13 protein-coding genes are annotated in these 14,387 nt (G+C 66.2%); 2 read left to right on the forward strand and 11 right to left on the reverse strand.

Features of this window, described 5'->3' with window-relative positions:
• Positions 1-121: 121 nt before the first annotated feature.
• The 7 genes from N912_RS53920 to N912_RS63635 form a co-directional block, all read right to left on the reverse strand.
• Entirely contained in the window at positions 122-1,024 is a 903-nt protein-coding gene (locus N912_RS53920; RefSeq protein ID WP_211261337.1) for a hypothetical protein, read from the reverse strand.
• Position 1,025: 1 nt separating this feature from the next.
• Positions 1,026-2,054 (reverse strand): thiopeptide-type bacteriocin biosynthesis protein, encoded by a 1,029-nt coding sequence (locus N912_RS0122530; protein WP_211261338.1) that lies wholly within the window; start codon positions 2,052-2,054, stop codon positions 1,026-1,028.
• Positions 2,051-3,217: a lanthionine synthetase C family protein gene (locus tag N912_RS0122535; protein ID WP_028924170.1), complete on the reverse strand. Its 1,167-nt coding sequence runs from the start codon at positions 3,215-3,217 to the stop codon at positions 2,051-2,053. Before N912_RS0122535 ends, N912_RS0122530 begins: the two co-directional genes overlap by 4 nt.
• On the reverse strand, positions 3,214-6,291 hold the full coding sequence (locus tag N912_RS53925) for a lantibiotic dehydratase (RefSeq protein ID WP_037065856.1): 3,078 nt from the start codon (positions 6,289-6,291) through the stop codon (positions 3,214-3,216). Before N912_RS53925 ends, N912_RS0122535 begins: the two co-directional genes overlap by 4 nt.
• Before the next feature lie 98 nt (positions 6,292-6,389).
• Positions 6,390-6,548 carry an FxLD family lanthipeptide gene (locus tag N912_RS67060; RefSeq protein ID WP_084211105.1) on the reverse strand — a complete coding sequence of 53 codons (159 nt, stop codon included), beginning with the start codon at positions 6,546-6,548 and terminating at the stop codon, positions 6,390-6,392.
• 57 nt (positions 6,549-6,605) lie between these two features.
• Complete coding sequence (fxlM, locus tag N912_RS0122545) at positions 6,606-7,868, reverse strand: methyltransferase, FxLD system (protein ID WP_245645380.1); 1,263 nt, start codon at positions 7,866-7,868, stop codon at positions 6,606-6,608.
• 84 nt (positions 7,869-7,952) lie between these two features.
• Positions 7,953-8,405: a hypothetical protein gene (locus N912_RS63635; RefSeq protein WP_169747932.1), complete on the reverse strand. Its 453-nt coding sequence runs from the start codon at positions 8,403-8,405 to the stop codon at positions 7,953-7,955.
• Positions 8,406-9,802: 1,397 nt separating this feature from the next.
• On the opposite strand from N912_RS63635, the gene N912_RS0122550 reads away from it, so the two are divergent.
• Positions 9,803-10,681, forward strand: a complete 879-nt coding sequence (locus N912_RS0122550) for a helix-turn-helix domain-containing protein (RefSeq protein ID WP_028924172.1) — start codon at positions 9,803-9,805, stop codon at positions 10,679-10,681.
• A 49-nt stretch (positions 10,682-10,730) separates the two neighbouring features.
• Entirely contained in the window at positions 10,731-11,111 is a 381-nt protein-coding gene (locus N912_RS0122555) for a DUF397 domain-containing protein (RefSeq protein WP_028924173.1), read from the forward strand.
• Positions 11,112-11,115: 4 nt separating this feature from the next.
• Here the strand turns inward: N912_RS0122555 and N912_RS64570 are convergent, their stop codons facing one another.
• The 4 genes from N912_RS64570 to N912_RS53935 form a co-directional block, all read right to left on the reverse strand.
• Entirely contained in the window at positions 11,116-11,538 is a 423-nt protein-coding gene (locus N912_RS64570) for a hypothetical protein (protein ID WP_169747912.1), read from the reverse strand.
• On the reverse strand, positions 11,423-11,800 hold the full coding sequence (locus N912_RS62225; protein WP_037065857.1) for an excisionase family DNA-binding protein: 378 nt from the start codon (positions 11,798-11,800) through the stop codon (positions 11,423-11,425). The genes N912_RS64570 and N912_RS62225 overlap by 116 nt, the downstream gene beginning before the upstream one ends.
• A gap of 164 nt (positions 11,801-11,964) precedes the next feature.
• A complete protein-coding gene (locus N912_RS0122565; protein WP_156993875.1) occupies positions 11,965-12,654 on the reverse strand; it encodes a hypothetical protein in 690 nt (229 codons plus the stop codon).
• 204 nt (positions 12,655-12,858) lie between these two features.
• Complete coding sequence (locus N912_RS53935) at positions 12,859-13,329, reverse strand: histone-like nucleoid-structuring protein Lsr2 (RefSeq protein WP_051580622.1); 471 nt, start codon at positions 13,327-13,329, stop codon at positions 12,859-12,861.
• Positions 13,330-14,387 lie beyond the last annotated feature (1,058 nt).

Below are 14,387 nucleotides of genomic sequence, written 5' to 3' on the forward strand. Positions count from 1 at the left end.
TTTTGTCCGCCATCCGCTGCCACCTGTCACACACCGATTCGTGCCGGTTTCCCACGTCGTTCCCACGCGAGCCGGCGAATGACCTTTCCAGTCAGGGGGATCGGGTTCGACGGCCGGGCTCTCATCCTCGACCAGCCGAGCACACGGACACGGAAGGGATCGGTTCATCGGCTGCTGAAGGAACAGGGCGCCCCAACAAATCCGCAGCACGGTTGCGGAGCAGACCGACGAGCCCGAGATCGTCGCCGTGGGTGGCGCCGTGGAGGAGTTCGGCGATGACGACCAGTTCCGCGAATCGGCCGGCAGTTGTGTCGAGCAGGTCGGCGAACTCGCTGCGGACACAGGCGGCGGCTGCGGGTACGTGCAGGCTGTAGCTGTGGAGGGTGGCGGCGTCGTAGCCGGTCGGGGCGAGGCCCCAGCCTTCCCAGTCGAGTATGTGCAGGGTGGGTGCGCAGAGGTTGGCGTAGTGGAGGTCGCCGTGGGCTGTCGTCCAGGAGGAGGCAGCGATGTCGACAGGTTGGCCGAGGAACCGGGGCATGACCCAGTCGAGGTAGTTCTGATCGGTGGTGAAACGGTCTGTAGCGACCGCAGCGACCTGATCGAGCGCGGTGCGTAGTGCTTTCCACCATGCTCGGGGAAGGTCAGCAGCGGTTGTAAGGGCTGGGGACGTTGCGATGGGGCGGACTGCTATTCGGTCGTAGAGTTCGGCGCGGTATTCCCATGGTTCGTCGCTCCAGTCGTGGCTGCGTTGGAGTCGTGGGCGTGGGACCGTTGGGGGGATCGTTCCCTCGGCGTCAATGTTGCCGTCCCAGAAGGTGGGGGCGATCTGCCCGGTGGGTGAGCACGCGAGGCGCAGCCAGGCTGGGCCGTGGGATGTGGATACGGGCTGGCTCAGTGTCCTGCCGCGCCAGCCCCATGCTTCGTACAGCGTGCGGTCGGCCTGTACACCCAGGATGTGGCGGGCATGGTGGTGGGCGGCACGCATCCGTTCGACGACCTGGTGGTCGCGCGGTTGGGCATGCATCTCAGAAGCCCCCCGGGTTCATCAGGGTCTCCCTCGCGGCCCGCGCGAGGATCGCCTGTGTTCGGGTGGGCAGGCCGAGGCGGTTCCAGTGGAAGATCACGTGGTTGGCAAGAACGTCGCGGATGCCGCGTTCCAAGGCTCCGTCGCGCGCGGCGTCTGCCAGTTGGTGGCCTGCCGTGGCGAACGCGCTGATCCAGGGCGCGAGGAAGCTCGCCGCCCCGTTCGGGCCGAACAGCGCGCCGGTGGGCGTTGTGTCGACGGTCATCAGTCGTTGGAGATCGGGGATCATGCCGCGTAGCCGTCCGGTGGGTACGTCGGGTCCGAGCGGGCGAAGTTGCTCGACGCGGTGCCAGACGTCGCCTTGTTCGAGTCCGTCCTGCCTGGCGTTGCGGAGCAGGGTTGTGCAGAGCAGGAGTGTCAGCTCCCGGCGGCCGACCAGGTTCGGGGCCGGGATGTCGTGGTGGCGTGGGTAGTCGAGGAGGATGCCTTTGCTGTCGGCGTGGAACAGGGTGTGGGCGATCTGCATGCCCTGTGGGCCACCGAAGGCCAGGGATTCGGGCTCGTAGATCGTCTCCCACCATCGGTTGGCGGCGCCGGTCGTGAGGAGGTTGTCCAGGATCGGAGCGAGCGCGAGCTTCATCGCGGTCACGGTGGTGTCGGGTCCAGGACGGCAGCGGAGTCGCCAGCAGGGATGCTTGCGGATGAACCACCAGTCGGCCAGCACCCTGGCCTGTTGTGCCTCGTGCAAGCGGGGTCCAAGGTCGACGGTGGCGACCTGCTCGGCGGCGTTCCAGTCGGCGAACTGGATACGGACCTGATACCAGTCCGCCTCGTGGCGGCGCATTGCGAGCGCAGCGCGTCCGGCGGCCCGGTAGGTCTCGACCGCGTCGGCGAGGTCGCTGGGTTCCATGGGAACCTGGGCGGCGGCTTGTGCGACTGGGGTGCCGCTCAGGACGGCCAGCACGATGCTCTCCGTGCTCTCCCGGCTGGAACTCGTCATCGTGGTGGCACCCTTCGTGTTGAGCTTCACCCGACCAGAAGGCAGGCGTCCCATCCGGAGGCCGTGGTTCCGCCGGAGTCGTCGGCCAGCAATGCGAGCGAGGGGCCGGTCGTTCCCTCGAGGAGCCCTGACTCCCGCGCCGGCTGTTGGTCCAGGAGGAGCGCGCGCAGGCGCGGAAGGTGCTCGGTGAAGGCGCCGGCCGGTGCGTCGTGGGCGACTCGGTGGACGGTGTGGAGTAGGCCGGCGGCGCCGTGGCAGAGGCCGGCGTCGCAGATCTGTGCGAGTTGATTGAGGTCGGCCAGGCACCGGCGTAGGGCGTGTTCTGCCATGTGCTGCCTCGTGGTGTCGCCGAGGGCGAGGGCGCCGAGTTGCTGGGCGCGGGCGAGGCCGGGGGTGCCGTAGCACCACGAGGGCCGGAGCGGTCCGGAGTGGGAGATCGTGCCGCTGCGGTGTTCGACGAGGTTGATCCAGTTTGGCCACCACGGTCCGGTTTCCTCCTCCTGGCGGAGCGTGTCGAGCCAGGAGACGATCCGCTCGATCGTCGCGGTGTGGTCGTCAACCGTGACGCCGTGCAGCTTCGCGACGGAGAGCAGGGCTAGGGGGCCGCTGATGCCGTGCGCCATGCCGAGGTTGCCGTGGCCGCCCGCGAACGTGTCGGAGCTACCGCCCGAGGGATCGAGATCGGTCCACCAGCCGGGGAGTTGTTCGTCGTCGTCCGCCAGCGGGAGGGTCAACCGCGCCAGATAGGACAAGATGCCGCTCAGTGCTTCGCTCTGTGGGTCTCGGCGTAGCAGGTAGGAGCCCAGTCCGGTCAGGCCGTAGAAGAGGTCGAACTCGCCGACCCGAGGGCGTTCTCCGCGATCGATGCGTTGGTGGGCCTGATCGAGGCGTCGTCTGATCAGTGCGGTTACCTGGGCGTCAAGGCTGCGCAACGCACCCTCGTATCGGCCGGTGCCGTGGGCTGCGGTGTGGATGGCGAACGCCACGGCGGGGGCGCCGAAGTACAGCGATGCGTTCTGGTCGGCGATGAGTGGGTAGCGGGTACATGCGGCAAGGGCGGCATGTACCTCTTCCCAGGAGCCCGCGCCGTTTCTGGCGCGTTCGACGCTGAGCAGCGCGGTGCCGGCGGCGCCCATGGCCAAGGACTGCGCTCGTGCGGCAAGTTCGGGTGCGCGGGCGGTCTGGAGGCTCATGGCGTGACCCTGCGCTCGCGGGCGGCGGCCCAGGCGAGGGCGGCGGAACGAACGAGTCGGTAGCACATCTGTTCGTTGTGCTCGTCCCTCCCGGCCGAGCGCAGGTAATGGGCGCGCATCAGGGACGGCAGCACGGTCGACGGCTGGATCTGGCTCTGCGCGGTGAGGGCGGCGTGGTAGGAGTTCAGCGCCTCGCGTCGTGCCGCCCATGCCGTGGTGACGCGGTCCCCGCCCGGGTGTTCTCGAAGCGCAGCGAAGTCGTTGCGCGGGTTGGCCAGGCGCATGGCTTCCCGGTAGAGCGGGCGATGCGGGTGCTGGGCGGAGACTGCGGTGAAGTTGTCGATCAGCCAGCGCATGCCGCTCTCGACCTCGCCGGTGAATGAGATCGCCAGATCGAGCAGACTCGCGGCGGTGACGGCCAGTGGATGCGGACGGCTGCCAGCGGGCAGCGCGAGCTGTGCGATGGCCGCGAGGGAATCTTCGGCGAATACCGCTTCGGCCGCATCCATGGCCGCCCCGGCGCCGTAGCGGCCGGTCTCGGGGTAGTAGGTATCCCACTGGATACGGCTCAACAGGCCGGCGCGCCGCAGACCGGCAGCCCACGCTCCGAGTCGGGTAGCGAGCTGACCGAACGTATCCCGACCCGACACCCGGAAGCAGAGCCCGAGGTGAGGCCGCTGCTCGTCGTGCCGCACGAACCACCACACAGGCGGCCGGTCGAACCTGGCCATCAGCGCCGGCAGGTGGACGGTGAGGATCTCCTCGTGCCGGTCTGGATGCCCATACAGCCTGACGAATGCCGGTGCCGCCTCACCAGGCAGACGGCCGTGGTCAGGGCCGACAACTACCAGAGGCGCTGTGCGTTCCGCTCGCTGTGGACCGGTGCGGGTGGAGGCGAGCGCCAGGGTGATCTCGTGAGCGCGCCCGCCGAACCATCCGTACCCGCTCGCCTCGGGTGCTTCACGGACAGTGATGTGGTCGCGGTGGTCGAGTTCGGTGCGGAGCAATAGTGCGTCGGCGCTCTGGTCCAGCTCCAGGCGCAGGCGCCGGTCGTCGTCTCCGACCTCGACGGCTGTGGGAACCCCGAGGCGTTCTCGCCATGCCGTCAGGCTGTCCATCCATCGCTGGAGTGCGGCGTCACCCGTTGCCAGGTCTGTGGTCTTGATTTTCCAAGTGGCGGGGGCGAGCACGATGCGGCCGTGACGGACGCGCGGCAGGAACGGGAGCGTTCGTGCGGCGCCCCAGGAGAACGGTCCGATGGTCGCTGCGCGGGCACGTGGCAGCTCGTAGAGCAGTCGAGCGAGCGGGTGGGTGAAGTTCGCCAGGCTCACCGCGCTGGTCGCTGTGGGCTCGACCCGCTGCTCTGTCGGTAGGAACACCAGATAGAACCCGCTCTGGTCCGCACCGACAGCCAGCTCGTTCAGCGGCAGCGTCGGCTCGCGGCGGTGTTCGCCCAGCGAGATGACGTGCGGAAACAGGGCGGGCACTCGGTTGACGTTCTCCGTTCGCACATGCAGCGGAGGAGAGGAGACTTGGGCTCGCAGTGCGTTGCTGTCCGCCGTGGGCAAGCTGGCATATGCCGCTGACATGCGCTCGCGGTCGGCGGCGGCCAGCAAGGGAAGGAACCGCCCCGCGGTGGCTCCCGCCGCTGGGGCGAGTCCGGCCACGACGAGGGTGAACTCGCCGCGCTCCAGCTCACCGGGAGTCGATGCCTGGAGATGGAAGCACAGGTCGACATGGGGGACCCATGGGTCGCCGTCTTGTGCTAGACCGGCCATGAGCGCGTCGGTGAGGACGATTTCGTGGGCGTTCTCGCAGGCGGCGCACTGGGCGAGGTCGAGTAGCCGCTCATCTCGATCAGTCAGAGCTGGACGGGGCCGACGAAGAAGCGAGCCTCGATAGCCGGCCGGGTAATCCAGCCCCAGGTCGGGTTCGACGAGCTCGACGACGCGGACGAGCGCGTTGGGACCGTACCGATCGAGGAACCGTGCGTGGTAGTCCTCCCACGCGGGCGAGCCGGTCGGTGACGGTGCCAGGCGGGCCAGCAGATCCGCTGCCTTCTCCGCTTCGTGTGCCACGCGGCGGGGCACGATCAACGAGCAGTCAAGCCGGAGATCCACCGCCACGAGCTGTTCCACGCCAGATTGCACCCTAATCCGGTGCGTAGCCGACCCTCGCGTCTTCCTTTCGCCATCGGTTGCACTGGTACTTCCGGCCAGCTCTGCCCGGATCTCCGACAGCTCGTACATCGTGGGCACCACTGCGGGGATCTCGTCGGCACCCACGGCGGCCAACTCGTCGATCACGTGCGCCAGGGCGTCAACGGCCGTCATCGGTGGGTGCAGGCTGGTGAGCAGCACTCGGCGAGCCACGAGTTCGGCAAGCAATGTTTCCGACGCCGCTGGCGGCATGTCGGGGTAGTCGGTGGTCAGCTTCTTCAGCAGGTCGTTGACCGCTATCGGGCCTGATGCGGCAGAAACCACAGTTCGCACTGCGGGGGTGTACCGGACGCTCAGCTCGCCGGGTCCTCGGCGACCGTCGTGGGGCTGTGGCTGGCAGGGCACAACCAGCCGTTCGCCACGCACGACGCAGGTCGGGTCCGCCATGACCAGGAGCCGACGCAGCAGCTCACGCTGCCCCTCCAGGCGTGCGATGACCTCGGCAAGCCACACCGCGTCGACGTGGGTCCTCCGGCGATGTCTGTCCGCCCATCGTGCAACTAGAGCGGGTCCGAAGGAGGTCGGCGCGACGCCGGCAAATAGCCCGAATGGTGTCGCGCGGTGTCGGAAGCGTAGAAAGTAGCGTGCAAGCGAGATCCCGATGCTGCGCAACTCTTTGGAGCGGATCGCGTTGGCGGCGCACACCGCCTGGATACGGCGGGCAAGAACTGGACTGGCAACTTCTACGGCGTCGGCGAACGCAGGCTGCGCCCATACCTGTCGTATCCATCCTCGCCATTGTTCCGAGTCCGTCTCGGCGTCCCCTGATAGCTGCGGTCGCGGAGGAATTTCCGTCCCGCTCGGGTAGGCCGGCGCCCGCACCAAGGCGGCATCGAGATGTCGGTATAGCCGCATTTGTGGCCATTTCCTGAGACTGTAGCGCTTGGGAATGCCCGCCGCCGAGACCAGTACTTCGCTACAGGGCCTCGACGGCGGGCCGAACCTAGAGTCGATTAGTCACCGATGCAGGTAACACAGGCGCTCTGGTTGGTTGAACCACACTGATCACTCGTCTTGTTCAGCAGTTCGGCGATAGCCGTTCCCTTTTCTACGAACGACACATCCAGATCGTAGTCCGAACTGCCCGGGCTCTGCTGTAAAGCAGCTTCCATCTCTATCTCCTCCAGTTATAATCGGTGGTGGACATACACTTGCGGCTGGCATTTCGCTCAGCCCGTTATCGAAGGCCATGTGATGGTGATTCGGCTCGCTCCGTCGAGAATCCACCCGACGGATAGCCGATCGTTCGGCGTGGAGGCCGGGTGCGCGCGGAACTCGGCCCGCTTTCCCCGGTAGTGGCGGTCCCAGTCCTGGACCTTCGCGCATAGTCGATCCGCTGTCTTCTGGGCATCCGGGCCGTGGCCCATCGCTCCGAACTCGAACAAGGTCCGCTCAGCGTTGGCGGGCCGGATGGCCAGGTAGGCGAACGAGGCACCGGCATCGTCGATGAGCGTCGAAACGCCCATTGGCGAGGAAGCGGCCACCAACCCGCGCTCGCGCGCCGGCCGGGTCGCCGCCAGCAGCGCGTAGCCCGGAAGGCTGGTCGCCAGCCACAGATCGAGGTCGTCGTAGGGCATGCCGATCCCCATAGCCATCCCCGACCACGCCTCTGCCCGAAGCCCACGCAATGCGGCTCGCAGCCGAGGGACATCTACCTGTCGCTCGTCGTCCAGCCGAAGGCCCACTTCTTCGCCTTCGCCCTCGTGCAGCTCCACAAGACGCTCGGGCTTTGCTCCGATGCCCTGCATCGGAACGAAACCACACACCTTGTAGTCCCGACCTACCAAGTGCTCACCCTCGCGCTGGAACCCGACTGAACGGTTCAGCCCACGCACCCTCAGCGGCACCACGATCCGCCCGTCCTCGGCGAGCTGGTCAACCCATGCGGTGGCCAGATCGACTGCCTCGACCGTCACGATGATGCGGTCGTACGGGGCGTGCTCGGGCTCGCCGTTCGCTCCATCAACCAGAGCGACGTTCACTCGCCCATATCCAGCGACTGCCAGCAGACGGCGAGCCCGGTCAACGACAGCGGGATCGATGTCGATGGACGTGACTTCCCCGTCCTCACCGACCAACTCCGTGATCAGCGCCGCGTTGTAACCACCCGACCCGATCTCCAGCACCCGCATCCCCGGGCGAATCTCGGCCTGCTCAAGCATGAACGCCTGGATACGCGCGGCGCTGACCGAACTCAGCGTGACACCACGCTCGTCCCGCCTGGTGACCACGTGCTGCTCCGCAGCGTACGCCTTGTGCAACGGCACCTCGGGGACGAAGACATGCCTGGGAACCGTGCGAAAAGCCCGCTCGACCTCCGGGGTCAGAATTGCACCGAGTTCACGCAGCTCGTCGATCATCTGTTCCCGCAGACCGTCGATCTCCGACATCGCGGGCATGGCGCTGTCGCCATCTTCTCGTAGCGTGCTCACCTGGTCACTCTTCCCGTGCTCGGTTCGATGGATGAGTTGCTGGCCGGAGTCAGAGTTGCGGCCGGGCCAGAAGGAGCGCGCAGCCTACCCACGACCGACCACCATCCCAGGCTGTGCCACCGCTTCGACGGCGTTTCGGGGTTTAGTCACCGGTTCAGACGAGCGTGAGCAGGCGGTATCGCTTGGAACCGGAAGGAGCGACCGGCACTTCTGGCAGCGCCGACTGCCCAGTCGATACGGCGGTGTTGCCTCGACCCGCTCCTCGCACGCCGCGTAGTACACCCCTGTCTTCCTGAGGAAGTCCTCCATCCGCACCGCATGGCTGTCGCCGCCCTCTACGCCGGCCAGCCAGGCAACCGCCCAGACTCGGTCGAGGACCGGCACGCTCCCGCTCAGCTCGCCCGCATTCCAGGCGTCGGCGTCGAACACCGGGTGCGAGATCCCGTCCGCGCACAGCCCGACCAGCGCCCATGGCACGACGAGCCTGGCGCCTGTTCGCGCGCCGAAGGGGACCCAGCCACCTGTGGCGGCGCGCACGTACCAGCACCGCCACGGTGCCACGCCGTACGGGACAACTACCGTCACCCGTGGACCAGGCTCAGGGAAGCTGGCGACACCAGGCCGCCAGCACCGCAGTCCGGCAGGCGCCTCACGCGGTAAGCCACAGCCACAGATAGCGGTCGCGGCCTCTGCACGGTCGACCGGGGCGGCCTGTACGGGCCGGGGGTTGTGCGGCATGGCCGCCGTCGGTATCAGGTCCGGACACGGCGGCGCTAAGGGATCCGGGTTCACAAGCGTTCCTGTCGTTTCATGGCGAGTAATGCCAGACGTCTCGACTTGCACAACGACTGATGCTCTCGCCTGTTTGGCTCAACCCCCGACACCTTTTGGGTCGGGGGTTGAGTTCCCGAGCCGACCAGGACGCAGCCACCGGTCGACGCAGGAAGTGAGCGGCACAGTCAGTTAGCGACGTTTGATCAGCAACCATGTCATCTCGCACGCGCCAAGCAACCACTGCCCGAACGCCAACAGCCGAACTCTGGTCGGGCTCATCGGCTTCCTCATCCGACTGATCGCCGCTTACGTTCGTGACGAGCGGCCCGCTCGGCCGGCCAGCGGAACATGAGCAAGATCACCGTGAGGCCAATGATCGAGCCCCCGAGCAGAATCGCCAATACGACTATCGGGTATCCCCACCACTCCACAACTGCGTTTCCCTTCAAGCTGTCGTCGCCGTTACCGTCCGGCGGCCGGCGACGTGGTTTGCCCGAAATTAGGCCCACGCATTGCCCCAGTGACCACTCAACCAAAGGCAGATTAATTTCAGACCAGGACTCATGGCGTGGATCGATCGAAATTCGCTCGTTGGCACATGCCCGACACCGGCGCACCCGAACGCTCTTTCGGCTAACCATTCGGCGAATGGCACGACACAAGAGAATCAGCACGCGGTCCGGTTCCCGCTGGACAACGTGGTGACGGCAGAACGCCAGCGACGTGTCCGTCTGCCCTATGAGCGCGGCCACGTACTCCTCAAGCGGAACCTCGTGGTGAACGCCGCACGGGCACCCGCACTCCAGAACCTTGTAGTAGTCCTCCACCGGCCTGGGTGACGGCGTCATGCCCGCACCCGGACATCGACAGCCCGGTCCCACAGGTCACCGGACTTATCAATGACGACTCTCGCGCTTGGCCCGATGCCGGGGCGCGTCAGCGCTCTGTCCCTGATCATCTATCCTCCCGTCGTCAGCCGAAGCGATACATGTGCAACGTTGCGATACAGGAAGTTCGTGTGCGCCAAGCTACACTTGCAACGTTGCCCATGGTTAGACCTGGATGGGTGACGGCAGCAACTACGTTGCGTGACCAGGGATAATGTGCGTGCACGTGCTGCCGACCTGCCCGCCAGCCAACATCGGAAGGTCTCTTGAGAGATGTCCGCGACGACGCCCACTGTCTGCAAGGTCCAGCTCGGCAAGCTGCTCGCGCGGCTCCGAGACCAAGCCGGTATGACCCAGGATGAAGCGGGCCGGCTGATCGGTCGCAAGGACCGGAACAAGATCGTCCTGGTGGAGAGGGCGCAGCGGAGCATCACGCCAGGCGAGCTACATCTGCTGCTCGCAGGCTACGGCGTGAGTAGAGATGACGAGATGTGGGAGCTGGTGAACCGACTCCGCGACGGCAGCTCCCAGCGAGGCCGGTGGACCGGGTACCGCGCGGTACACGACGAGGCCTTCCGTCGGTACATCGACTTCGAGGAGGACGCGGACCTCATACGGATCGCCGAGGTCGAGGTCATCCCCGGGCTGCTTCAGACGGAGGCATATCTCCGAGCACTGTTGGCAGGCTCAGGCGAGCAGACTGGACCATCCACGGACGAGCTGGTTCAGGCTCGTCTTGCCCGGCAGGCGATCCTCACCGCCGAGAATCCTCCCGAGTTGCGTTTCGTGCTGTCCGAGTCGTGCCTACGCCGGAAGTGGGGCGACAACACGGTGATGCGCGAGCAGCTTGAGCACCTGATCATGTGCTCGGAGATGCCCAACGTGATCATCCACGTGCTTCCGTTCGAGATGCGGGAGAGCGAGGCGCAGATCGAGATCACTTACCGCTTCACGGTGTTACGGATCCCCGCGCCAGGACTGGCCGGCCCGCTTGACGTGGTGTACACCGAGTTGGTGACCGACCTACGATTCGACGACGACAAGAACATGGTTGCCGCGCACGATGCGTTGTGGACCAGGCTGGCTGACTCGGCGCTCAACGCTACTGAGAGCCGGACGTTCCTCCGCAGCATCGTGGAGACCTACCGCTGAGCTGCGTCGTCTTGGCCCTGCTCACCGCCCAGAACGGAAAGATGATCTGATGACTCAGTTCGGCCCGCATGACTTCCGGTCTCCCAGTCGCAGCAGCTCCGACCCCAACCGGACCTGCGTCGACCTGGCATGCGGTAGCGGCATCGTGGAGCTGCGAGACAGCAAGGTCGAGTTCGGCTCGGCAGCGGATCATCGGCTTCGCTTCACCGACGACGAGTTCCACGTCTTCCAGCAGGGCTTGCGCCAGGGGCGAACCGACGGCCTGCCTCTCGTGATCACTGAGCGCGGGGATGGCTGGTATGACTTCCGCCGTTCCACATCGGAAGTCGACGCACCTGCCCTCAGGTTCAACCAGGCCGAGGTCGATGCCTTCTACCATGATGTCCACGCTGGGCTCTACGAGGAGCGGATTCTGGCTGGCCGCTCGTGATCGTCTAGTACATGCCCGACCCCCTTCGTGGGAGCTTGGCCGCCAGTCGTGCGGCTGTCGCGGTCAGGATGCGTGCGGCGGCTGAGTGGTCGTAGCCGCCGAAGTGTTCGGGCCGGCGAGCTGCCAGGTCGACGATCTGGTGCAGGGCTTCGCGTTCGTTCTTGGACAGCACCATCGACGTGGACAGCTTGCCGAGCATTCGGAACGCGGCCAGCTTGACGTTGCCGCTCAGGTGCTCGCGGGACTCGGAGGTCACGGTGAGCATGTGGTGCAGCAGGTTGCGTTCCGACCAGGACAGCGCCAGTCGGCATTCACCGGGACGCAGCCCTGCCGGGCCGCTGGCGCTGCTTGCCTGATCGCGTGCAAGCTGACGATCTTGCTGGCGTGGCGTCGTGTCGTCTGCGTTCTGGCGTACTCGCTGGTTCACTCGTTCCTTCGCTGGGAGAGGGCGGGTCGTCGTCGTGGGACTCGTCGTCGCTTGCGTCGGTCGTGCGTATCTCGGCGAGGTCGTCCGGTGTGAGTCGTTGGCCGATGAGGGTCTCTAGCGCTGTGCGGGGGATGCGGAGGGAACGGCCCACGCGGACGCCTCCGATGTCGCCGTGGTCGACCATCCGGTAGATGGTCATCTTGGACACCCGGAGGAAGGCGGCAACCTCGGTTGGGGTGAACATCAGCAGGTGGTGGCTCATGATCGGGCCTCGCCTCGGTGGGGTGCGGTGGGAGCTGGGGCGAGGTCGTGGCCGGGGCTGCCGGACTGGGCGGTGGCGATCTTGCGAGCGGTCATAAGGGCTGGTCCTCGTCTTACGCCTGGGTGTTTGAATGGGGAGTCCTGGCGTGTGGTGGTTGACCTACGTCATGGGGACACCTCCTCGGTGAGTGGTGGGATGGGCACGGGGTTGCCGGCGATGGCGTTGGTGAGCCGGCCAAGGGAGTTGACGAACAGCCCGACGCTCTCGAAGTCGCTCTCGGGTCGGGTGACCACTGCCTGGACGGGTTCGCGTCGGACCCGGATCACGGTCCAGAGCAGGCCGTCGCGGGCGACGAGTTGCACGAGGCGCGCTTCCACGCGGCGCGGGTGCAGGCGTAGCGAGCCTGGTTGGAGCGCGCGCAGGGAGTCGGTGTCCATGTCGTCGGGGGTTGTCCATACCTCAGTGCGCAGGGCCAGGCCGTAGAAGTTCTGGCCGGCGTTGATCCCGTGGTAGGTGTCGGAGGTAGTGGGGAGTCCGAGGGTCGTGAGGATCCCGCGGCCGAGCTCGGCCTTGTCGGCGAGGAGGGCCAGGGCCTCGCCGACCTCCCCTCCGGTGTACCGGCGGGCTTGGGTGAGTTCGTGGTTGAGCCGGTGCGCGCGGCGGGCGGTGACGTAGTGCTTGGTGGGGTGCGCGGCGACGTGGAATATCGTCGGATGAGATTCCGGTTTCGCGCCCCATCCGGCGCGGTGGGCTCGTTGTTCGATGCGTAGCAGGGTCATGCGGGTTCGAGCGGCAATTTGTTCGTGCAAGCAGATTTTGTTAGTTGCGTCTACTATTTCGTCTGGAAATTTCACAGGTGTAACCGTCCTCTCCCCGTGATGGTGCGTCGGGCGTGTTCATCGGGGGTGTGACCTGTTCCCGTGTGCTGGTTCGTCGCCCGCCGCCGCGGTTCGGTGGGGTCGCGGTCCGGGGTCGTACGACCTCGTGAGGGTCCCGGCGCCCCGAGGCGGATCGCGTCGTGGAGCCTCGGGGATGGCGACGAGACGCGGGCGCTCGCGCTAGCCCAGGTTCTGGCTGAAGCTCGGCAGGAGCTGCGGCTCGGAGTGACCATTGGTGGTGTTGGTGTCGGTGTCGTTGCTGGTGGTGGCGGTGCTGGTGGTAGCGCTGGCGTGGTAGGCGTCGAGCACGTGGCCAGGGATGCGCCCTTTGGGGTTGATCTTCACGCCGCGGCGGGCGGCCCATGCGCGGATCGCTTGGTTCTGCTCCCGGTCGGTCACGGCCGGGCTCCGCTGGCCGGTCGGGGTGTTGAGTACGCGACGGGCGGCAGCGCGCCGGCGCCCTGTCTGAGGTCGGGCGGCTTGGATGTACTTCCTCATGATCGCGTCGAGTTCGGCGCGGTTGCTTTCGCTGAGGTCGATCTCGTAGTGGCGATGGTCAAGGCTGAACCGAGTGGTGCTCGTCGCTTCCACTTCTCGGCCGTGCTGCCGCTCGCGGTCGTCAATGAGGGTAATTGTCACGCGCTTAGCCATTTTTGCCGCTTTCTTTATCGTGTGGGGCGTGACCGCTCGACGGGAGTCGGGCGGGAATCCAAAATGGGGTTTCGTTCCCGGACTTGAATAAGCACTGTCTGCGTGTTCACGGAGAGGACCATGCCGTCCTCGATGGGGTCCCCGGCGGGACGCCAGGCGACGAAGCGCTCACGCCGGTCGGCGGCGCCGAACTCGCCGATGCTGTATTTCACGGCGTGGGTTCGTCCATCCGAATATCGGACGGTGCCGTGTGAGTTCTGCACCTGCGTGGGCGTCTCTGATGGGCGTTGCCGCTGGTCATTGGCGGTGTCCGGCCTAGTGGGGATGCGACGGTTGAACAGCGATGTACGTCGGGGTGCGCGGTGACGGGCCATGGTTACCCGCATACCTCCTGAGCCGTTTCGGTCGCGTCAGAGAGTCCTCTGGCGCATCGCCCCGGCCGACGTTTGCGGTCGGGTCATCACACCCTGCGCGCGATGAGATGCACCGCATCGTTCTCGGCTATCTCACACGGTGTCCAAGCAACACGCATAGTCCCACGGTGCAATTTAACCAAATGGGTGACCCCGCCATTTGCTGAAACGCCAACGGATAGAGGATACCGATTGGGAATAGAAGTAGTTCGTTGTCGAATCATGTGCCGCTTGTTTTTACTGTTCCAACTGTTGCCGCAACGCGCCGACTGTGGCGTATGTGATCAGCGCGGGGTATCGCCGGGCGTTCGCTGGTTGGCCCGAGAGGCTAACGCAGGGTTGGATCCTCTGGCGGGTTGCCCAGATCAACCCAGCAGGTGAACACACGAAAGACCGCCCCCCGACCGTGCCTCGATGTGGAGGCAGGCGGTCGGGGGGCGGTATGAGGTGGGGGGTTGGCGCTGGTCGTGAAGGTCCAGGTCGGCAGGCAAGTTGAGGTAGTTGATGTGCGCGGTACGGGCTTGGTTGGCGGCGTTGGCGGGCCGGTGGGCCACGGGGTGGTTCTGGCGGTCCACTGGACGGTCGCCGGCTGTGGCTGCGGGCCGATTGCGGCCCTGGGGACGGTCCCGGTGTGCGCCAGCGGGG

The organism is Actinospineispora acaciae DSM 45401, assembly GCF_000620785.1.
Lineage (GTDB): Bacteria > Actinomycetota > Actinomycetes > Mycobacteriales > Pseudonocardiaceae > Pseudonocardia > Pseudonocardia acaciae.

Excerpts from the sequence above, each read along its gene's own strand:
- N912_RS53920 (WP_211261337.1), bottom strand. The coding sequence starts at position 1,024 with ATGCATGCCCAACCGCGCGACCACCAGGTCGTCGAACGGATGCGTGCC.
- N912_RS0122535 (WP_028924170.1), bottom strand. The coding sequence starts at position 3,217 with ATGAGCCTCCAGACCGCCCGCGCACCCGAACTTGCCGCACGAGCGCAG.
- N912_RS53925 (WP_037065856.1), bottom strand. The coding sequence starts at position 6,291 with ATGCGGCTATACCGACATCTCGATGCCGCCTTGGTGCGGGCGCCGGCC.
- N912_RS67060 (WP_084211105.1), bottom strand. The coding sequence starts at position 6,548 with ATGGAAGCTGCTTTACAGCAGAGCCCGGGCAGTTCGGACTACGATCTG.
- N912_RS0122550 (WP_028924172.1), top strand. The coding sequence starts at position 9,803 with ATGTCCGCGACGACGCCCACTGTCTGCAAGGTCCAGCTCGGCAAGCTG.
- N912_RS0122555 (WP_028924173.1), top strand. The coding sequence starts at position 10,731 with ATGACTCAGTTCGGCCCGCATGACTTCCGGTCTCCCAGTCGCAGCAGC.
- N912_RS62225 (WP_037065857.1), bottom strand. The coding sequence starts at position 11,800 with ATGAGCCACCACCTGCTGATGTTCACCCCAACCGAGGTTGCCGCCTTC.
- N912_RS53935 (WP_051580622.1), bottom strand. The coding sequence starts at position 13,329 with ATGGCTAAGCGCGTGACAATTACCCTCATTGACGACCGCGAGCGGCAG.